Raw genomic sequence first — 19,655 nt, 5'->3', positions numbered from 1 at the left:
CCGGTCCGGGACCGCGCGGCCGGCCGGCGTCCGCGCCCGTTTCCCGCCCCATGTCCATGTTCACGTCCATGACCATGAGGCGGAAGCGCGGCGAAGAAGGTCAGCTCTGCTGACGGCCCTCCATGGCGAGCAGTTCCTCGTTGGGGATCGCCCCGCCGAAGCGCCGGTCCCGGGAGGCGAACTCCAGGCACGCGCGCCACAGGTCACGGCGGTCGAAGTCCGGCCACAGCACGTCCTGGAAGACCATCTCCGCGTACGCGCTCTGCCACAGCAGGTAGTTGGAGGTGCGCTGCTCCCCGCTGGGGCGCAGGAACAGGTCGACGTCCGGCATGTCCGGGTAGTACAGGTACTTCGCGACCGTCTTCTCGGTGACCTTGGACGGGTCGAGCCGCCCGGCCCGCACCTCCTCGGCGATGGCCTGCGCCGCGTCGGCGATCTCGGCCCGGCCGCCGTAGTTCATGCAGAAGTAGAGCGTGAGCCGGTCGTTGTCCTTGGTCTGCTCCTGGGCGACCTGCAACTCCTTGGCGACCGACTTCCACAGCTTGGGCATCCGGCCCACCCAGCGCACCCGCACGCCCAGCCCGTCGAGGGTGTCGCGGGACTTGCGGATGAAGTCGCGGTTGAAGTTCATCAGGAAGCGCACCTCCTCGGGCGAGCGCTTCCAGTTCTCGGTGGAGAAGGCGTACAGGGAGATGCTCCCGACGCCCATCTCGATGGCCCCCTGGAGCACGTCCATGACCTGCTCGGCGCCGACCTTGTGGCCCTCGGTGCGGGGCAGCCCGCGCTGCTTGGCCCAGCGGCCGTTGCCGTCCATGACGATGGCCACATGCTCCGGGACCAGCTCCCCGGGGAGCTTCGGCGGCCGGGCGCCGGACGGGTGCGGCTCGGGTGTCCGGTACTCCCGGCGCTGACGCCCCAGAATCCCGCGTACGGCCATGTCAGGTTCTCCTACTTCTCGACGTACCGCAGGGAGCGCAGTCCCCGCTCCAGATGCCAGTGCAGGTAGGCGGAGACCAGTCCGCTGCCCTCCCGGACGTGCCGCGGCTCGGCCGCGTCCGCCGTGCCCCAGTCTCCCGCAAGCAGCGCGCCGAGCAGTTCCAGGGCCTGGGGCGAGGGTACGACGCTGCCGGGCACCCGGCAGTCGGCGCAGACGGATCCGCCCGATCCGACCGAGAAGAACCGGTTCGGGCCCGGCATCCCGCACTTCGCGCAGTCCCCGAAGGTCGGGGCGTACCCGTTGACCGCGAGGGAGCGCAGCAGGAACGCGTCCAGGACCAGGCCGGGCGCGTGCTCACCGCGGGCGAGGGTGCGCAGCGCGCCGACCAGCAGCAGGTACTGCTGCACGGCCGGCTCGCCCTCGTGGTCGGTGAACCGCTCGGCGGTCTCCAGCATGGCCGTCCCGGCGGTGTACCGGGCGTAGTCGGTGACGATGCCGCCGCCGTACGGCGCGATGGTCTCGCTCTGCGTGCACAGCGGCAGCCCGCGGCCGACCAGCTCGCTGCCGCGCGCGAAGAACTGCACGTCGACGTGGGAGAAGGGTTCGAGCCGGGCACCGAACTTGCTCTTCGTGCGCCGCACGCCGCGGGCCACGGCGCGCACCCGGCCGTGCCCGCGGGTGAGCAGGGTGATGATCCGGTCCGCCTCACCCAGCTTCTGGGTGCGCAGCACGATGCCGTCGTCGCGGAACAGACTCATGGCACCCATTGTCACCCACGCCTCAGGGCACCTCGCCCCGGCTGCGGGCGTTGACGTACGCCGTCCCCGCGCCGATCCGCTCGGCGGGCGTCGCCCGGCGCACCGCTCCCGGTTCGGCGTCCCACTCCCGCCCGCCGCCGCACGGCCGGAGCTGGACGTACGGTCCCTCGTGCCCCATGACGATCCCCACCCTTCCGTTCCGGGTGTCCACGACGTACGCACCGACGGGTTCCAGCACCGCGTCCTCCGCTCCCTCGGCCCCTTCACTCCGGGCCGATCGTTGTCCGACCGGGTCCCCCTCTGTTTTTCGGTTCCGCGCCCCGTCTCCCCAAGGTGACGTTTCAGCACCTGCCCCGAGGAGCCGTCGCGCGCCGTAAGTGCGGTGGGCGGGACGGGAGTTCGGGAGGGCCGCCGGGGAATGCAGAAACGTACCGTTCGAGCATGTGATGGCCGGACCCGACGGTGTTCGAGCGCGGGACCCGATCGGGTGCGGTGGCGGGGGTTTGCCCCCGGGGAGAACCGGGTGCTGCCGGGATGGGGACCGCGGCCCGTCTCGGCGACTCTGCCCGTATGACGCAGACCACACACCCGACGCGGACCGTCCGGTCGAGGCGGGCCACGGCTGCCCCACGGGTCCGGCGCGCCGCCGCCCTCGTGGGCGCCGCCGCCGTCCTGCTGGGCCCGACCGCGCCCATGACGGCCGCCGCGACCACGTCCGCCACCTCCGCCCCCGCCCCGCTCGCCTGGGCCGCGTGCCCCGGTGCGGCGGACCTCGACCCCCGGCAGCGGTGCGCCACGCTCAAGGTCCCGCTGGACCACGCCGGCCCCGGCGGCCGGACGGTCGACGTCGCCGTCTCCCGCATCCCCAGCGAGAACCCGGCCGCCCGGCGCGGCTCCCTGCTGCTGATCCCCGGCGGACCGGGCGGCTCCAGCCTGAACGACCCCTCCGGCAAGGGCCGGAGACTGCCCCGGGAGGTACGGGACGCCTACGACCTGATCGGCTTCGCCCCGCGCGGTGTGGCGCCCTCCACCGCCGTCAGCTGCGGTCTGGACCCCGCCGACCTCGCCCCGTCCGTCACCCGCCCCTGGCCCGCCCCGGACGGGTCGGTCGACGGCAACCTCGCCACCGCCGTGCGCATGGCGGACGCCTGCGCGCGGGGCGGCGGGGAGCTGATCCGGCACCTGAGCACGGTCGCCGAGGCCCGCGACATCGACCTGCTGCGGGCCGCGCTCGGCGAGCGCCGGATCTCCGCGTGGGGCGTGTCGTACGGGACGTACGTCGGCGCGGTCTACGGTCAGCTGTTCCCGCACCGCACCGACCGGATCGTCCTCGACAGCAACGACGACCCCGATCCCGAGCGGGTCTCCCGCGCCTGGCTGGCCGGGTACGAGCGGGGCGTGGAGGACGTCTTCCCCGACTTCGCGGCGTGGGCGTCCCGGCCGGGGAAGCACCGGGTGGCGCGGACGGCCGCCGAGGTCCGGCCGCTGTTCCTCAGGCTCGCCGCCCGGCTGGACCGCGAGCCGCTGCCGTGGCCGGGCGCCTCCCCGGCGGAGCTGAACGGCAATGTGCTGCGGCAGACGATGCTGGACAGCCTGTACGCGCCGGCCAGGTACCCGGTGCTGGCCGAGCTGATGGACGCCGCCCGCGCGGGCACGGTGCCGCCCGTGCCGGCCGGCCCCTCCGAGGAGGCGCTGCACAACGTCGTCGCGGTCACCTTCGGGACCGTCTGCAACGACGTCGCCTGGCCCCGGACGGCCGCCGCGTACCAGGCGGACGTCACCGAGAGCCGGACGCGGTACCCGCTCACGGCGGGCATGCCGCGCAACGCGATGGGGTGCGCCGCCTGGCCCTACCCGCCGAAGCGGGAGCCGGTGCGCGTCACCGGCCGGGGGCCGTCGAACGTCCTGCTGGTGCAGAACGCGCGGGACGTCGCCACCCCGCTCGCCGGCGCCCGCGAACTGCGCGAGGCCCTCGGGCGGCGCGCGGTCATGGTCACCGTGGACTCCACCGGCCACGGCGCCTACCTGGCCCACGGCAACGCCTGCGGGGACGCCGCGGTCTCCCGCTTCCTGGCGGCCGGCGAGCGGCCGGACGGCGACACGTACTGCCGCTGAGCCGCCGCCTGTTCGCCCCCCCCCAGGGCAGCCTGGTCAGCCCTGGTCAGCCCCGGTCGACCATCCAGGTGCCGTCCTCCTCGTCGTCGACCCGGACCTCCAGCTCGCGGAGGTTCATGCCCGCCTCCCACAGTTCCCGGAACCGTTTCATCCGGTCCTGGACGTGGTCCTGGCGGGCGTTGAGCCGGGTGCGGACGTTGACCTCGCGCAGGTCCTGCTCGATCTCGAAGGTGACCTCCTCGTCGTAGACGATGAAGTCGTCGGTGGTGCCGCGCTGGAGGTGCGGCGGGAGTTCGGGCAGGACGGCGACGCGGACCTCGATGCGCAGCAGTTCCTGCTCGTCGCACAGGCGCAGCAGCCGGTCGTCGAGTTCGCGGGCGCTCTGCAGCAGGAAGAGGCGGCTCACCGGGACGCCGCGCTCCTCGATGACCTCCTTCTGGGCCTGGAGGTAGCGGCTGGCGGGCTCGCTGTTCCAGAACTCGCGGTCGACGGAGGTGCTGATGGCGCAGATGGAGTGCTGGGCGGCGCGGGTGAGGGTGAGCATCCAGTCGTGGTTCTCGCCGGGGCACTCCGCGGTCAGGTTGGTGAGGTCCGACAGGTGGGAGACCACCCGTTTCATCTCCATGCGGACGAACGTGCCGAGGATCGCCGGTCCCGGGGCGAGCACCTCGGCGAAACTGCGGGCCAGGTCGGGTACGCCGTCGGCGTCGGTACGGACCTGGAGCTGGTGGGCGGCGTCGTCCTTCGGGCCGGCCGGGGGCAGCCGGGTGTCGACCAGGTGCCGCAGGTCCTCGGTGGCCCGGGCCAGGGCGGCGCCCAGTTCGTCGTCTCGGCGCCGCAGCCCCTCCCGCACCGCGGCGGCGGTCTCGGCCGGCGCGCCGCGGGTCCGGCGCTCCTGTTCCCGTACCCGCCGGTCCAGGCCGAGGACGTGCTGGACGGCGACCGCGGCGGCGGCGCACAGCAGCGCGGCCGTGGCCTGCCGCGCCACCGCGACCTCGGGGCCGAGCAGCGCGGCGACGCCCCAGGCGAGGGCGCCGACGACCAGGCCGGCCGCCAGCCGGCGGGACCACAGGCCGTCCGCGCCGGGACGTCGGTGGCCGAGGGCCCGTATCCGGGCGGTCAGGGGCCCGGACGGCGGTCCGGACTCCTCGGATCGAGGTGACTGTGCCGTGCTCATCTCGCTTCTCCCCCCGTCGGGATGGGCTCGGATCGAGGTGCGGTGATGTGCTGGGGGCGGCTGGGCGGCGGGCGTCAGGGGGCCGGTTCCACCTCCCGGTACAGCGCGGGGACCGCGTGCAGGGTGAGCTGGTCGCGGATGCGCTGTACGAGCGCCTGCCACTGCCGGGTGAAGCCCGGCCGTTCTTCGAGCGTCTCCCACAGCGGGGCCAGTTCGGGTGCCACCCGGGCCCGTGGCATCCACAGGTGCAGCAGGTGGTCGACGGCGGGGCGCAGCGCCAGGACGACGGCGGGCCGGCCGGACGGCTCCGGAGCGCCGAGCCGTACGCCGTCGAGGAGGTGGACCACGGTGGTCAGCAGCCAGTCGTGCAGGGCGAGGTCGTCGCAGAGCCCGGCGATCCGGTCGGGCGGGGTGCCCGCGGGCACCCTGAGGCGTACGGTGCGCAGCTCGTCCTCGGCCAGGGTGAACCGCTCCAGGGCGGGGCCCTGGCCCGGGGCGGCGGGCAGGGCCGCCCAGCGCAGCCGGGTGGGCCGGGACCGCAGCGGCGGGCGCTGGTCGAGCAGGGGGTGGCGCAGCAGCCGGGTGAGCAGGCCGTCGGCGATCAGCCCGACGTCGAGGTCGCCGTGGCGCCCGCCGGTCAGGACGCCGTCGGCGACGGCCTCGGGCTGGGCCTTGCCGAACGGCTCGACCGTGCCGGGCCGCACCAGGTACTGGCCCCAGGGCCGGCGCCGGTCGGGTCCGGCGGGCGGCAGCCGGAACCAGGCGGAGGTCTGCAGGACGCGGCCCTCGGTGAGCGCGGCCCGCGCGGCGACGGTGCCGACGGCGCGGACGCGGGAGCCGTTGGCGCTGGGCAGCGGGCAGTCGACGCCGGTGAGGGTCTGGGGGGAACGCGCGTAGAGGCCCGGCCGTTCGGAGACGAGCACGCGTTCGTCGGCGCGCAGGGCGAGGAACTGGGCGGCGGTGCGGATGTCGAGCGCCTGCCGGGTGGGGAGCAGGCGGGTGCGGACCTCGCCGCAGGCGAGGACGGCGTCCGGTGCGGTGGCCTCGGGCCGCGCCATGTCAGGGTCCCGGGTAGAAGACGTAGGAGACGCGGTCGGCGACCGAGTCGGGAACGGCGGCGTGCTCGCGGGCGGAGCGTTCGGCGACCTGGCGCAGGGCGCCGTGGTCCACGTCGAGCTGGTCGAGGATGACGCGGACGGCGTGCTCGACGGGCAGGAACCGGCTGGGCAGGACGGAGGCGGTCCGGTAGGCGGCGAAGGGGTCGGCGCGCGGGTTGAGCCGGATCAGGGAGGGCAGTTCGTCCCAGTCGTCGGGGAAGCCGGCGTCGGGCGGCCGCTCGGGGACGAAGACGGCCTCGCCCTCGTTGCGCAGCAGGCCGAGGCGGGCGAGCTGCCAGACGGCGGCGAGGAAGGGGCAGGACCACAGGCGGTGGCCGTCGGCGTCGTCACTCCACAGTTCGACGTCCAGGAAGACGGAGTGGCGGCGGGCCGCGGTCTCCTTGGGCGGCTCCCAGGGGGCGGCCCGCTTCATCGCCTGGGGGGCTCGGGCGACCGGGCTGCGCTCGCCGTTGGCCAGCCAGCCGGTCTGCGCGGCGGGCGGGCGCAGTCCGTAGCTGCCGGGCGGCGGGGACTCGACGATGCGGCCGGCCACCGCCTCGGCGACCGGCACCTTGCCGGTGACGGCGCAGCCGGACTCGCGGGCCAGGTAGTCGACGGTCAGCCCGGCCCGCGCGGCCTCGTCGACGATGAGCGGGACGATCTCGGCGGGGCTGGAGAAGCGGGCGAAGTAGTCGTCGATCAGGAAGCAGGTGCTGATCCGGGCGCGTTTTCCGGCGATGGCCGCGGCAGCGGCGCGGGCGGCCCCGGCCCAGGGGGCCACCCGGGCGAAGTGGTCCCGCAGCCGCCCGGGTCCGGCCTCGAAGTCCTCCATGTACAGGTGTCCCAGCTCCAGCGAGAGGTGGGACAGCCCGACCGCCTGGGTCCGCGGGTCGGCGGCGGTCTCCCGGAACACGGACTCGGACGCGGTCGCGGACACGGGCGCGGGCTCGGTCACGGCAGCCCCCAGTACGCGTCGTCCGTCAGCCGCCGGGCGATCTCCTCCAGCGCTTCCAGCGTCTCCTTGTTGGCTATCTGTGTGGCGAGGACGTCCTCCTCGGTGATGAGCTGCTCGCGCCACTGCAGGATGGGCTCCAGCGGTACGACGCCGAGGACGACGCTGTCGCCGATGGCGTGCTCGGCGGCGAGCCGGCGCAGCGCCTCGTCGCAGGACTGCATCCAGGCGGCCTGCGCGGGCGAGCCCTGCGACCAGACGGCCGACTCCGGGTCGGGCACGGCGGCCCGTACGAACCGGACGGCGGCCCGCAGCGCGTTCTCGTCGTGGCCGCGTTCGACGCCGCCCTTGATGATGCCGTGCTCGCGGTGGACCAGGCCGGAGGCGGCGATGACGTGCTGCCGGGTCCAGCGGTGGAAGACCAGCCAGCGGAAGGGGACGTTGCGCATCCGGGGGTGGGCGGTGGCGGCCAGCGCCATGTCGACGGCGTAGCTGCGGCCGGCGCTGAGGTCGACCATGATGACGTCGAACTCGCCGTTCAGCCGCAGCAGCAGGTCGACGCAGCGCTCCAGGGCGTCGTCGTCGGTGGCGAACTCACCGCCGCCGAGGTCGCCGGGGAACAGCACCAGGCGGCCGGACTGGTTGGGCCAGGCGTGCAGGTGCGGGTGCTCGGTCTGCCGCCATACGTCGATCATGGCGGGCTCCGGGGTGCCGCCCTCCAGGTAGGAGTGGAGTCCCCGCGCCTCGGTGCCGCGCAGGGCGCTGGGCACGTCGAAGACGGCGGCGGCGGTGGGCGAGCCGAAGTCGAAGTCCACGTAGGCGACGTGGTCCCCGTTCAGGGCGCGCTGGTAGGCGAGGTTGGCGCTGGTCACCGAGCGCCCGGTGCCTCCCTTGTCGGAGGCGGCGAAGACGAGCACCGGCTCACCCCTCCTTCACGCCGGCGTCCCTGGCCTGGGCCAGGGTGTCGAGTTCCTGGAGCACCGGCAGGACCAGGGCGAAGGCGGTGGCGGGCTGGGTGTCGACCAGGACGCGGGCCCGGTCGAGGCGGTTCTCGACGCTGCGCATCGCGCGGCCCCGGTTGCCGCCGACGCCGGCGGCGGCCTGGAGCTGTTCCTTGCCGAACAGGTGGGTGGCCTCGCTGAGCAGTTCGCGGGCGAGCTGGGCCAGGTCGTCGCTGGGGATGGGCTGCTGTTCGTACAGGTTGCGGGCGGCGACCAGGCACTCGGTGACACGCTCGGTGACGCTCCAGGACAGCCGCCGGTCGACGCCGCGGGCGTCCGGGTAGACGGCGCGTACGTCGTCCCAGAGGTCGGCGCCCTCGTCGGACCTGATCCGCCGGTGCCACAGGTGCTCGAAGGTCTGCTCGGCCAGGCGCAGCAGACGGCCCTGGGAGTTGATGTTCTGGGAGAGGATGGCGAGCTGGACGGTGCGCTTGAGGAGCTGGGCCGAGTAGTCCGTCATCCGCCACTGCAGGAGCCCGCCGGAGCGTTCGGATCCGGCGAGCGGCATGGTGACGCCCGGGTGGTGGAGCCGGATCGTGGGGTCGTCCTTGGTCATCCGGCTGTTGACCCGGCCGCGGTCGGCGAGGCGCTCCATGATGGTGACGGTGCGGGTGAGGTCGTCGTCGGTGGCGTTCCGGCGGACCAGGTCGTGCACGAGGATGGCCGCGACGGTCAGGGAGAAGTACTCGGACTCCAGGCGCAGGCCGGTGGTCTGCCAGGGCAGGTCCTCCAGGGGCCACCGGTCGGCGCCGAAGCGGGCGATCGCCGACCAGTACTGCTGGCTCAGTTCCCAGCGCAGGCGCAGCATCTCGGCGAGCTTCTGCTGGTCCTCGTCGAGCAGGCCGAGGGTGAGGGTGCGGTGGGAGAAGAGGTCCTGGATGCCGTCCAGGGCGACGACGGTGAAGTACACGTAGGGCAGCCGGTCGGCGATGCCCTCGGGCTGGCCGGGGACCGGTATGTCGAGGCCGGTGACCTCCGGGGCGCCGCGCACCACGCCCCAGGCCCAGCCGCACTCGAAGAGCTGGCTTTCGTCGCGGATGGACTCGTCGACCTGGATGCCGCGGGTGAGGCTCTCGATGATCGTGGCGCGCAGCGGGCGCAGCCGGCGGGCGAACTGCTGGAGCACGCTCCGGTCGGACTGTCTGTTCTGGCCGATGACCTCGATCAGCCGCTTGCCCTGCTCGGACTCGGAGTCGAAGACGTTCACCGTGAACGAGCGCAGCAGGCTGATCATCGCGGCGGTGAGCCGGGTGTTGGTGGCCTCTCTCAGCTCGCCGATGGCGGCGTGGATCTCGGGCCGGGTGGTGGTGCCCTCGTAGACCTTGAGGAACCCGAGGGTGGCCAGGCAGAGGGTGACGGACATGGAGTAGGAGTCGACCACGCCCAACTGGGCCTGCTGGTGGGTGAGTTCGACTCCGGGTTCGGCCGGTTTGAAGTAGTACCCGCCGGAGAAGGCGGGGCTGTCGTCCGGTCCGGTGTGGGTCCGCATGTACTGGGTCAGGGCGGTGATCAGGTTGGCGGGGATCTCCAGCCGGCCGCCGACGTCCTCCAGGACGCGCAGGACGTCCCGGTCGGTGGTGTCCGGCTGGTCCAGCCGGAAGGCGGGGACCTCGGTGGCCGGGTACAGCAGGCAGAGCAGGCGTTCCGCGTCCGCGACGCTGCTCAGTCCGCCGGTGTCCCCCATGAGGTATTTCCCGTTGTCGAACGAGTAACGGGCCACCGCCCGCCAGACGTCCAGCAGATGCTGGCGTGGCTTGATCTGCATCCCCGCACCCCTCGCACAGATCTCATTGCCTTGTCCTGTGTGCAGCCATGGTCCCCGTTCCCGTGGTTTCAGGGAACGGCTACCACGGAATTGCGTCGGCCGAGCACGAGCAGCATTCCCTCGTGTCCCTTTCGCACCACCTGGTGGAGATCGTGGATCTCCAGTTCCGCGGCGAACGGGGCGAGGCTCTCCCTGGCCCTCTCCTCGTTCACCCGATAGGCCGGGAAGTGCTGGTCGCCGACCTGGTAGCCGACCGATTCCTTCATGAACGCGGCGGCGAACGGAGCGCCCGGTGACAAGGTGTTCATGAAACACCGCACGCCCCGCCGGAACTCCTGCGGGCATTCGGACATCGAGTCGGCGACGAAGAACATCGTCCCCAGGTCGTAGCGCTGCCGGCCGCCCAGGTCGAAGAGGTTCGCGCGCTCGACGCGGACGATCTCGGCGACCCGGCCGGCCGGGTCGACACCGCGGTAGGCCGGATTTTCCAGAAGTACGTCCCAGAACGCGTCCCACGTCGCGTCGAGCCCGCCCCCGGTGGTCTGCCGTTCCAGATACTCCACGTTCGGCTGCGCGTATTCGAGCAGTACGATCTTCTCGCACCACGGAAGCATGGCCAGCGCCGGATACATGTTCGCACCGGCGCCGACGTCGACGCCCTGTACCGATTGCGGGACGTTTCCCCCGAAACAGCGGCTGAAATGGTCGCGCATCGACCGCAGGATCAGCAGATCGACGTCGAGTGGAGTGCGATAATTGACGTCGACATATGCCTCCGGATCGAACTTCGACCAAGGCGCGTCGGCGTTACGATCCATAGTCACCCTGCCGCTTTCCATTCGTCTTACGACCGACCATGTGCCGTGCGCGTGATCTCCCCGGGACATCGACGGACGAAAACGGCACATCTTTATTTCGCACGGTAAGCCACCCATTAGGGCGCGGCCAGCGCGGAATACGCCAGTCCTCTTCGGCCGGGCGCATGTCGGGCGCACCGTCGCACACCCGAACTCGCCCTTGCACAGCGGCAGTTGACAGCACACTCTAGCCAGAAGCCGACACGGGCCGCCACACGGGTCCGCATTCCCTCAAGGGGTGAATCGCGCAGCCGCCGAGTTGACTTCCGTCCGCAATATCCCGACCGGGGGGTGGCATGACCGCCGAACCGCTGGAACGTTTCCTCAATCGCCACGGGCAGCTCAGGGCACCCGTCCGCGTACCGGACCCACGGGCCGCGCCGGGCCCGGGGACGCTGGTGCTGCGGACGGCGCGGGAGACCGACCTGCCCGAATTGCGGCGGCTGGACGAGGAGGTCTTCCAAGAGGTCGCCTACCCCGGTTTCCTGCTGCGCCAGCTGTACGACATGTACGCCGAGCACTTCCTGGTCCTGGACGACGGCCGGGGCCGGCTGCGGGGCTACGTACTGGCCGGCACGACGGCGCTGGACCGGGACAGCTGGATCCTGGGCCTGTGCGTGACCCAGGACCGGCGGCGGCACGGGCTGGGGCGGGAGCTGATGCGGGAGATCCTGGTACGGCTGCGCGGCGCCGGCGTCGAACGGGTCCGCCTCACCGTGGAACCCTCCAACCGCGCCGCGATCCGCCTCTACCGCTCCCTGGACTTCCGCCCCGAACCCCCCGGCAAGGGCCTGCGGCGCGACTACTTCGGCCCGGGGATGCACCGGCGGGTGATGCGGCTCGACCTGGTCCCGCGGGAGTGAGCCGCGCCGTCCGGGAGGGGCGAGGTCAGGAAGGCGTCCGCGCCGCCGCCGCCAGCAGGCGGGTCACGTCGTGCGCGCAGATGGTCAGGGCCGCGCCCACGGTGGCGAGGGTGTCGCGTTCGGCGGGGGTGTAGGGGCCGTCGGCGAGGGCGATGCGGGCGCCCTGGAGGAGGACCGACTCGCGGCCGCCGGCGGCGAGGTGCGGGGCCAGCGGGTCCAGCGCCTCGTGCAGCTCTATGGCGAGGCCGGGCCCGCAGGGTCCGCCCCGGATCCGCCCGGTGTCCGCCGCGAGCGCCTCGACCAGCGCCTCCAGCCGCTCCTCGGTGCAGTCCTCGAAGCCCGCCGCGCGCACCGCCCCGGCCGCCGCCGCCAGCGCCGTACGGGAACAGGTGCCGCCCGCGGCCAGCACCGCGAGGGCGACGGTGTGCACGGCGTCGCGGAGCATCGCGGAGAAGCGGGTGGTGGTGGGGTGGTCGAGGACGTCGGTGCCGAAGTGGCGCCGGCAGGCCGCGCACTCGACGACCGGACCGGTGTCCCCGCGGGGCAGCAGGGGCATCCCGAGCAGGGCGAGCCGGCGGCGGCCGGTGAGGCGCCGGTAGTTGCGGTCTCCTCCGCAGGCGGGGCAGAAGAACTCGCCGTCGCCGACGGCCGTCCACGCGGTGCGGGTCCCCAGGATGCGCGGCGGCCGGGCAGCTCGGCCGTTCCGTCCCCGTCCAGGCAGCACGTCGCACCTCCGTAACCGCACGGCAACATCGCCGTACTGGCGTGATGTTAGCCACATCGCCGACGCGGAGTCAGTACCCCGTACGAGACCTTTCCGTGACCCGCACACGTACATGGCCGGTACCCGACGCCGCCCCGCCTCCCGCGCGGCGGGGAGGCGGGGCGGCGGACCACTGGTCCGGCTGGTCAGCGCGCCGCTCGGTTGACGGCGGAGACGACCGCCTTCAGCGAGGCGCGCGTCGTGTTCGCGTCGATTCCGATCCCCCACAGAACCCTGCCGTCGATGGCGCACTCGATGTACGAGGCGGCCTGCGCGGAGGCGCCCTCGCTCATCGTGTGCTCCTGGTAGTCCAGCAGCCGTACGTCGATGCCGACGGCCCCCAGGGCGTCGAAGAACGCCGAGATGGGGCCGTTGCCGGAGCCGGTCAGCACGGTGTCGGCGCCGTCGACCGTGGCCTCGACGGTGAGGGTGTCCACGCCGTCCCGGTCGGTGGTCGTCTGGCCGGTCCTGACCTGGATGCGCCCCCAGGCGTTGTCCGGGTTGGGCAGGTACTCGTCCTGGAAGACCTCCCAGATCGCCTTCGGGGTGATCTCCCCGCCCTCGGCGTCCGTCTTCGCCTGGATGATCTTCGAGAACTCGATCTGCATCCGGCGCGGCAGGTCCAGCTTGTGGTCGTTCTTCAGGACGTAGGCGATGCCGCCCTTGCCGGACTGCGAGTTGACCCGGATGACCGCCTCGTAGGAGCGGCCGACGTCCTTGGGGTCGATCGGCAGGTAGGGGACGGCCCATTCGAGGTCGTCGACGGTGACGCCACGAGCCTTCGCGTCGGCCTCCATCGCGTCGAAGCCCTTCTTGATGGCGTCCTGGTGGGAGCCGGAGAAGGACGTGTAGACCAGGTCGCCCACGTACGGGTGACGCGGGTGGACCTCCATCTGGTTGCAGTACTCCCACGTACGGCGGATCTCGTCGATGTCGGAGAAGTCGATCTGCGGGTCGACGCCCTGGGAGAACAGGTTCATGCCCAGGGTGACCAGGTCGACGTTGCCGGTGCGCTCGCCCTGCCCGAACAGGCAGCCCTCGACGCGGTCGGCGCCGGCCATCAGGGCCAGTTCGGCCGCCGCCACCGCCGTACCGCGGTCGTTGTGCGGGTGGACGGAGAGCACCACGTGCTCGCGGCGGGACAGGTTGCGGTGCATCCACTCGAAGCGGTCCGCGTGCGTGGACGGCGTCGAACGCTCCACGGTCGCGGGCAGGTTGAGGATGATCTCGCGGTCCGGGCCGGGCTGGTAGACGTCCATCACCGCCTCGCAGACCTCCAGGGCGAAGTCCAGCTCGGTGTCGGTGAAGATCTCCGGGCTGTACTGGTAGCCGAAGACCGTCTCCGGGCCCAGCAGCTTCTCCGCGTACTCCATGACCAGCCGGGTGCCGTCCACGGCGATCTGCTTGATGTCGTCCTTGGAGCCGCGGAAGACGACCCGGCGGAAGACCGGCGCGGTCGCGTTGTACAGGTGGACGGTGGCCCGCTTGGCACCCCGCAGCGACTCCACGGTCCGCTCGATCAGGTCCTCGCGGGCCTGGGTCAGCACGGAGACGGTGACGTCGTCGGGGATGGCGTCCGGGTCCTCGATGATGGAGCGGACGAAGTCGTAGTCGGTCTGGCCGGAGGCCGGGAAGCCGACCTCGATCTCCTTGTAGCCCATCTTCACCAGCAGGTCGAACATCGCGCGCTTGCGGGCGGGCGACATGGGGTCGATCAGGGCCTGGTTGCCGTCGCGCAGGTCGGTGGAGAGCCAGCGGGGGGCCTTGGTGACGCGCTGGTTCGGCCAGGTGCGGTCGGCGATGTCAACCTGCTCGTAGCCGCGGTACTTCTGGATCGGCATGGAACTGGGCTGCTGGCGGTTGGCCATGATGGCGTGGGCTCCTCGATGTGTCCGCGGTGTCCGCGAGTCCGGAAGGACGGCCGACGGCAACGCAGAAGCTCCGCGGGGAGGGAGTCGGCCTCGACTACAGGCCCTCGCCGCGGCAGCTAAGGAGAAGCAGCCCGAAACGCATGGTGCTGTGCAGCCTAGCCCAGCCGTGCCGGATACGCGGGTCCGTATCAGTATGCGGGACCCGTGGGGGAACCGGGACAAAAAGTGCCGCATACCACTTCAGGGGCGTCACGGTCACCCGGCGACGGCCCATTTCACCAATCATGGTTGCGGCTGGTGACAGGTGCGCTACACAGTGCGATGGTTCTGTACATGAACACCAACGGGGGCTTCGAGCCCGTCTTCTGCACCATCGTCCCACCGCACGTCCTGGACAAGCTCGCCCAGGCCGACGACCCCGTGCTCGCCGGACCCGCCCGCCGCACCCTCCAGCGCGACGCGTACGAGCGCACCCAGCGCCGCCTGACCACGGTGGTCGGCGCCCGCGCGGCGGCCGCGCCCGCCACCGCCGAGGCCGGCACCCCGCACCGCACCATCTACGACGCCCGCAACGGCACCGACCTGCCCGGCACCAAGGTGCGCGGCGAGGGCGACGACCCCGGCAAGGACGCCACCGTCAACCGCGCCTACGCGGGCCTCGGCGCCACCTTCGAGGTGCTGCTGAAGGCGTACGGCCGCGACTCCATCGACGGCAACGGCCTGCCGCTGGACGCGACCGTGCACTACGACCGCGAGTACGGCAACGCGTTCTGGAACGGCGAGCAGATGGTGTTCGGCGACGGGGACGGCGAGATCTTCCTCGACTTCACCATCCCCCTCGACGTCATCGGCCACGAACTCGTCCACGGCGTCACCCAGTACACGGCCAACCTGACCTACTTCGGCCAGAGCGGCGCCCTCAACGAGTCGGTGTCGGACGTCTTCGGCTCCCTCATCAAGCAGTACTCGCTCGGGCAGACCGCCGACAAGGCCGACTGGCTGATCGGCGCCGGGCTGCTCGCCCCGCGCGTCACCGGGGTGGCGCTGCGCTCGATGAAGGCGCCGGGCACGGCCTACGACGACGACGTCCTCGGCAAGGACCCGCAGCCCGCGACGATGGACGGCTACGTCAACACCGGCTCGGACAACGGCGGCGTGCACATCAACTCCGGCATCCCCAACCACGCCTTCTACCTCTTCGCCACGGCGCTCGGCGGCAAGGCGTGGGAGCGGGCCGGGCAGGTCTGGTACGACGTGCTGACCGGCGGCGAGCTGGGCCAGGACGCGACGTTCGAGGAGTTCGCCGGGCTGACCCTGGCGGCGGCCCGCGAACGCTACGGCGACGCGGAGGAACTGGACGCGGTGGGCAAGGCCTGGGAACGGGTCGGGGTCCCCACGTCCTAGTTTCCGTACCGCACCCGTACTACACATGGACCCATGCGGATTCAGGTGACGCGCACAGGAGGCTTCGCGGGCATCGAACGCCACGCGGAGGTGGACACCCGGGGCCGCCCGGACGCGCAGGAGTGGCACGCGCTGGCCACGCGGGCCGTCGAGGGCGCCCGGACCACCCCGCCCGTCGGGGTCCCGGACGGGTTCGGCTACCGGATCACCGTGGACGGCCGGACGGTGTACGCCGCCGACCCCCGGCTGACCGAGGAACAGCGGCAGCTGATCTCCCGGGTGCTCAAGGAGGGCGTGTGAGCGGCCCGATACCGGGATTCCCGGCCGGTTTCCTGTGGGGTGTGTCGACCTCGGCGCACCAGATCGAGGGCGCCGTGGAGAGCCGCGAACGGTCGGTGTGGGACGCCTCACCGACCTGCCGGGGCGGGTCCGGGACGGTACGACGGCGGCGGTGGCCTGCGACCACTGCCGCCGCCACCGCGAGGACGTGGCGCTGCTGGCCGGCCTGGGCGTGGACGCGTACCGCTTCCCGGTGTTCTGACCGCGGGTGAACTCCCCCCGGCGGGCCGGACTTCTGCGACCGGCTGACGGACGAGCTGTGCGCGGCGGGCGTCCCCCCGGTGCCGGCCCTCTTCCACTGGGACCTGCCGCTCGGCCTCGACTGGCGCGAGCGGGACACGGCGGACCGCTTCGCGGCGTACGTCGAGCGGGTCGCGGACCGGCTCGGCGACCGGGTGGGCACATGGATCACCCTCGACGAACCCGCCGAGCACACCCTCCTCGGCCACGCCCCGGGCGTGCACGCGCCGGGCGAGCGGCTGCTGTTCGACGCGCTGCCGGTGGCCCACCACCAGCTCCTCGCGCACGGCCTGGCGGTACGGGCGCTGCGCGCGGCGGGCGCCGCCGGCATCGGCATCGCCAACTCGCACGGCCCGACCTGGCCGGCCTCCGACGACCCCGCCGACCGCGAGGCCGCCGACTTCTACGACGTCCTGCTCAACCGGACGTTCGCCGACCCGCTGCTCCTCGCCCGCTCCCCGGACGGCATCGGCGAGCTGAAGCCGGGCGACGTGGCGGCCGACCTGGCGGTGGTCGCCGAGCCCCTCGACTCCTACGGCGTGAACTACTGCGCGCCGACCCGGGTGGGCGCCCCTGCCGGAGAGGATCAGTCCGGCGCCGAACTGCCCTTCTCCGTCCGCCGGATCGAGGGCCGCCCGGTGACCGGCTCCGGCCGGCCCGTCGTCCCCGAGGCCCTGACGGAACTGCTCACCGGCTTCCGCGCCCGCTACGGCGACCGGCTCCCGCCGGGGGCTGATCACCGAGAACGGCTGCGCCCGTGACGGCCTCGACGACCAGGCCCGCATCGCCTACCTCGACGGCCACCTGCGCGCCCTGCACGAGGCGCTGGCGGCAGCAGCGGCGCACGCCCAAGGCGTCGTACGGCTGGTTCCGGGACGTGCTGAGGGCCCAGGCGTGCGTCAGAAGCCCAGGCGGCGGAGCTGCTTGGGGTCGCGCTGCCAGTCCTTGGCCACCTTCACGTGCAGGTCGAGGAAGACGGGCGTGCCGAGCAGCGCCTCGATCTGCTTGCGGGACTTGATGCCGACGTCCTTGAGGCGCTTGCCCTTGGGGCCGATGATGATGCCCTTCTGGCTGGGGCGCTCGATGAACACGTTGGCGTGGATGTCGAGGAGCGGCTTGTCGGCGGGGCGGTCCTCGCGGGGCAGCATCTCCTCCACGACGACGGCGATGGAGTGCGGCAGTTCGTCGCGTACGCCCTCCAGCGCCGCCTCCCGGATCAGCTCGGCGACCATGACCTGCTCGGGCTCGTCGGTGAGGTCGCCCTCGGGGTAGAGCGCGGGGCCCTCGGGCAGGAGCGGGACGAGGAGGTCGGCGAGCAGGTCGACCTGCTTGTCGCCGGTGGCCGACACCGGGACGATCTCGGCCCAGGTGATGCCCAGCTCCTGGCCGAGCTGGTCGACGGCGATGAGCTGCTCGGCGAGGGTCTTGCCGTCCACCAGGTCGGTCTTGGTGACGACGGCGACCTTCGGGGTCTTCTTGATCCCGGCGAGTTCCTTGGCGATGAAGCGGTCGCCGGGGCCGAGCTTCTCGTTGGCGGGCAGACAGAAGCCGATCACGTCGACCTCGGCCCACGTGGTGCGCACCACGTCGTTGAGCCGCTCGCCGAGGAGGGTGCGCGGCTTGTGCAGGCCCGGGGTGTCGACCAGGATCAGCTGGGCGTCCGGGCGGTGCACGATGCCCCGCACGGTGTGCCGGGTCGTCTGCGGGCGGTTGGAGGTGATCGCCACCTTCTGCCCGACCAGAGCGTTCGTGAGGGTGGACTTGCCCGCGTTGGGGCGGCCCACGAAACAGGCGAAGCCCGCCCGGTGTGCGGCCTCGGACGTTTCCGACGGCTCGGATGACTGACTGCGAACGCTCATGGCGCCCATTGTCCCTGATCCACAGGGCCCCGCCGCACCAGTGCCCCGGCACCCGCGCGGAACGCGGGCGTCCGGGGCCCGGCGCCTCCGGGGCTCAGCCGGCGGTGAGCGTCTCCCGGACCTCGCCGTCGGGTCCGGCCACCAGCACCGGCGTCCCGGGGCCGCCCAGGTCCCGTACGGCCGCCCGGTCCTCGTCGGAGACACCGCCGGCGCCGGTCACCACGGCCGCCGCCTCCAGCGAGGTCGCGCCGGAGGCCACCGCCATCGCCACCGCCGTGCGCAGCGCGCTGAGGTTCAGGGAGTCCAGGGCAACGGTGCCGGCGACGTACGTACGGCCGGTCTCGTCACGCACGGCGGCGCCCTCGGGCACCTGGTTGCGGGCCCGGGCGGAACGGGCCAGGGTGACGATCTTCTGGTCCTCGGGGGCGAGGGGGGCGAGCGCGCTGCTGTCGGTCATGGGGTGAGCATACGAAAGCGTCCGCCACCGGCGAGACGCCACAGGGAGGTGACCTCTCCGGCCCTGGCGGCGTGGAGGGGATCGGCGGTGTCCCTCGCCCGTGGGTGCCGGGGCCGGATGTCGGTCCTGCCCACGACGCGCAGGCCCGCCGCCTCGATGCGCGCCAGGAGTTCGGCGCGGGTACGGAGCCCGAGGCGCTCGGCGAGGTCCGAAAGGATCAGCCAGCCCTCGCCACCCGGCGCGAGACGGCCGGCGAGCCCGTCCAGGACGTCGCGGAGCATGCCGCCGCCCGGGTCGTAGACGCCCTGCTCCAGGGTGGAGGTGGGCCGGGCGGGGAGCCAGGGCGGGTTGCAGACGACGAGGTCGGCGCGTCCCTCGGGGAACAGGCCCGGGCCCACGACGTCGACGCGCCCGGTGAGGCCCAGCCTGCGGACGTTGTCGCGCGCGCAGGCCAGGGCGCGTGGGCTGCTGTCGGTGGCCACGACCCGGTCGATCCCCCGCCGGGCCAGGACGGCGGCGAGCACTCCCGTCCCCGTGCCGAGGTCGAACGCGGTACGGCGGCCCGGCGGCGGTGCGGGCAGCGGGGTGTGGGCGACGAGGTCGACGTACTCGCCCCTGACCGGGGAGAAGACGCCGTAGTGCGGATGGACGCGGGCGCCGAGGGCCGGCACCTCCACGCCCTTCGCGCGCCACTGGTGGGCTCCGATCACGCCCAGCAGTTCGGTGAGGGAGACGGCCATCGGCCCGGACGGCGGGCCGTAGGCCTCCGCGCACGCCCGGCGTACCTCGGGGGCCCGGCGCAGGTCCAGGCGGTAGTCGTCCTCCAGCAGGACGAGGAGCCTGCCCAGCACGCGGGCGCGGTGGCCGCGGGCCCTGCGGTACCGGTGGAAGGTGTCGGCGGGGTTCTCGCCCGGCCGGGGAGGTTTCCGGTCGACCCGGCGGCCCATCGCCCGCAGCAGTTGCCGGGCGCCCGGGAAGTCGCCACGCCACAGCAGGGCGGTGCCTTCGCAGGCCAGCCGGTGGGCCGTAGCGGCGTTCATGCGGTCGTCGGCGCCGATGACGCGGACCGGAGGTGGTGCGGCACTCTCGGAGTGCCAGCGGGCGGAGCGGGAGGTGTTCGTCTCGGTCCAGTGGATGGTGTTCACCAGGTACTCCTCGTGAGTGGACGTGCGGGGGCACGGAGAGCACTGCGACGAGGAG

18 protein-coding genes and 1 pseudogene are annotated in these 19,655 nt (G+C 72.7%); 5 read left to right on the top strand and 14 right to left on the bottom strand.

The features are described from left to right. Positions 1–100: 100 nt before the first annotated feature. Genes ACZ3IG_RS02455 through ACZ3IG_RS02445 form a run of 3 tightly spaced genes read right to left on the bottom strand, consistent with a single transcriptional unit; the run spans position 101 to position 1,933 of the window. Positions 101–937 carry an isoprenyl transferase gene (locus ACZ3IG_RS02455; protein ID WP_467428221.1) on the bottom strand — a complete coding sequence of 279 codons (837 nt, stop codon included), beginning with the start codon at positions 935–937 and terminating at the stop codon, positions 101–103. An 11-nt stretch (positions 938–948) separates the two neighbouring features. Then, the gene (gene recO, locus ACZ3IG_RS02450) at positions 949–1,695 is read right to left on the bottom strand and encodes a DNA repair protein RecO (protein WP_215169164.1); all 747 of its coding nucleotides are present in this window, start codon (positions 1,693–1,695) and stop codon (positions 949–951) included. Positions 1,696–1,717: 22 nt separating this feature from the next. After that, the gene (locus ACZ3IG_RS02445; RefSeq protein WP_467428219.1) at positions 1,718–1,933 is read right to left on the bottom strand and encodes a hypothetical protein; all 216 of its coding nucleotides are present in this window, start codon (positions 1,931–1,933) and stop codon (positions 1,718–1,720) included. 332 nt (positions 1,934–2,265) lie between these two features. On the opposite strand from ACZ3IG_RS02445, the gene ACZ3IG_RS02440 reads away from it, so the two are divergent. Next, positions 2,266–3,810, top strand: a complete 1,545-nt coding sequence (locus ACZ3IG_RS02440; protein ID WP_467428218.1) for an alpha/beta hydrolase — start codon at positions 2,266–2,268, stop codon at positions 3,808–3,810. Positions 3,811–3,856: 46 nt separating this feature from the next. Here the strand turns inward: ACZ3IG_RS02440 and ACZ3IG_RS02435 are convergent, their stop codons facing one another. From ACZ3IG_RS02435 to ACZ3IG_RS02410, 6 genes are all read right to left on the bottom strand, one after another. Further along, positions 3,857–4,987 carry a hypothetical protein gene (locus ACZ3IG_RS02435; protein WP_467428217.1) on the bottom strand — a complete coding sequence of 377 codons (1,131 nt, stop codon included), beginning with the start codon at positions 4,985–4,987 and terminating at the stop codon, positions 3,857–3,859. 74 nt (positions 4,988–5,061) lie between these two features. Further along, positions 5,062–6,045 carry an SCO2521 family protein gene (locus tag ACZ3IG_RS02430; protein WP_467428215.1) on the bottom strand — a complete coding sequence of 328 codons (984 nt, stop codon included), beginning with the start codon at positions 6,043–6,045 and terminating at the stop codon, positions 5,062–5,064. 1 nt (position 6,046) lies between these two features. Beyond that, positions 6,047–7,039, bottom strand: a complete 993-nt coding sequence (locus ACZ3IG_RS02425) for an SCO2522 family protein (protein WP_467428213.1) — start codon at positions 7,037–7,039, stop codon at positions 6,047–6,049. After that, positions 7,036–7,953, bottom strand: a complete 918-nt coding sequence (locus ACZ3IG_RS02420; protein WP_403541221.1) for an SCO2523 family variant P-loop protein — start codon at positions 7,951–7,953, stop codon at positions 7,036–7,038. The genes ACZ3IG_RS02425 and ACZ3IG_RS02420 overlap by 4 nt, the downstream gene beginning before the upstream one ends. Positions 7,954–7,957: 4 nt before the next feature. Beyond that, entirely contained in the window at positions 7,958–9,802 is a 1,845-nt protein-coding gene (locus ACZ3IG_RS02415) for an SCO2524 family protein (protein WP_467428210.1), read from the bottom strand. Positions 9,803–9,870: 68 nt separating this feature from the next. Then, a complete protein-coding gene (locus ACZ3IG_RS02410) occupies positions 9,871–10,620 on the bottom strand; it encodes an SCO2525 family SAM-dependent methyltransferase (RefSeq protein ID WP_467428207.1) in 750 nt (249 codons plus the stop codon). Positions 10,621–10,955: 335 nt separating this feature from the next. On the opposite strand from ACZ3IG_RS02410, the gene ACZ3IG_RS02405 reads away from it, so the two are divergent. Next, entirely contained in the window at positions 10,956–11,522 is a 567-nt protein-coding gene (locus ACZ3IG_RS02405; protein ID WP_467428205.1) for a GNAT family N-acetyltransferase, read from the top strand. Between the two features lie 25 nt (positions 11,523–11,547). Here ACZ3IG_RS02405 and ACZ3IG_RS02400 read toward each other — a convergent pair whose 3' ends face one another. Next, positions 11,548–12,246: a TerB family tellurite resistance protein gene (locus tag ACZ3IG_RS02400; RefSeq protein WP_467428203.1), complete on the bottom strand. Its 699-nt coding sequence runs from the start codon at positions 12,244–12,246 to the stop codon at positions 11,548–11,550. 185 nt (positions 12,247–12,431) lie between these two features. Beyond that, a complete protein-coding gene (leuA, locus tag ACZ3IG_RS02395; RefSeq protein WP_467428202.1) occupies positions 12,432–14,153 on the bottom strand; it encodes a 2-isopropylmalate synthase in 1,722 nt (573 codons plus the stop codon). 336 nt (positions 14,154–14,489) lie between these two features. Here leuA and ACZ3IG_RS02390 point away from each other — a divergent pair, with 336 nt between their 5' ends. The 3 genes and pseudogenes from ACZ3IG_RS02390 to ACZ3IG_RS02380 all read left to right on the top strand — a co-directional run bounded on the left by ACZ3IG_RS02390 (position 14,490) and on the right by ACZ3IG_RS02380 (position 17,157). Beyond that, positions 14,490–15,560: a M4 family metallopeptidase gene (locus ACZ3IG_RS02390; RefSeq protein WP_467428201.1), complete on the top strand. Its 1,071-nt coding sequence runs from the start codon at positions 14,490–14,492 to the stop codon at positions 15,558–15,560. Between the two features lie 33 nt (positions 15,561–15,593). Then, entirely contained in the window at positions 15,594–15,860 is a 267-nt protein-coding gene (locus ACZ3IG_RS02385; RefSeq protein ID WP_467428199.1) for a protealysin inhibitor emfourin, read from the top strand. Beyond that, positions 15,857–17,157, top strand: a pseudogene (locus tag ACZ3IG_RS02380) (family 1 glycosylhydrolase). Before ACZ3IG_RS02385 ends, ACZ3IG_RS02380 begins: the two are co-directional and overlap by 4 nt. Here ACZ3IG_RS02380 and era read toward each other — a convergent pair. From era to ACZ3IG_RS02365, 3 genes are all read right to left on the bottom strand, one after another. Further along, complete coding sequence (gene era / locus ACZ3IG_RS02375; protein WP_403541205.1) at positions 17,039–17,998, bottom strand: GTPase Era; 960 nt, start codon at positions 17,996–17,998, stop codon at positions 17,039–17,041. The pseudogene ACZ3IG_RS02380 and the gene era sit on opposite strands and share 119 nt — an antisense overlap. A 94-nt stretch (positions 17,999–18,092) precedes the next feature. Then, the gene (locus ACZ3IG_RS02370; protein ID WP_215169137.1) at positions 18,093–18,455 is read right to left on the bottom strand and encodes a cytidine deaminase; all 363 of its coding nucleotides are present in this window, start codon (positions 18,453–18,455) and stop codon (positions 18,093–18,095) included. Further along, a complete protein-coding gene (locus ACZ3IG_RS02365) occupies positions 18,452–19,600 on the bottom strand; it encodes a methyltransferase (RefSeq protein ID WP_467428196.1) in 1,149 nt (382 codons plus the stop codon). The genes ACZ3IG_RS02370 and ACZ3IG_RS02365 overlap by 4 nt, the downstream gene beginning before the upstream one ends. Between the last annotated feature and the right edge of the window lie 55 nt (positions 19,601–19,655).

The sequence above is a fragment of the Streptomyces sp. NPDC016677 genome, from assembly GCF_055562815.1.
The sequence above is the reverse complement of the archived record's forward strand: the minus strand, read 5'-3'. Positions and strand labels throughout refer to the sequence as shown.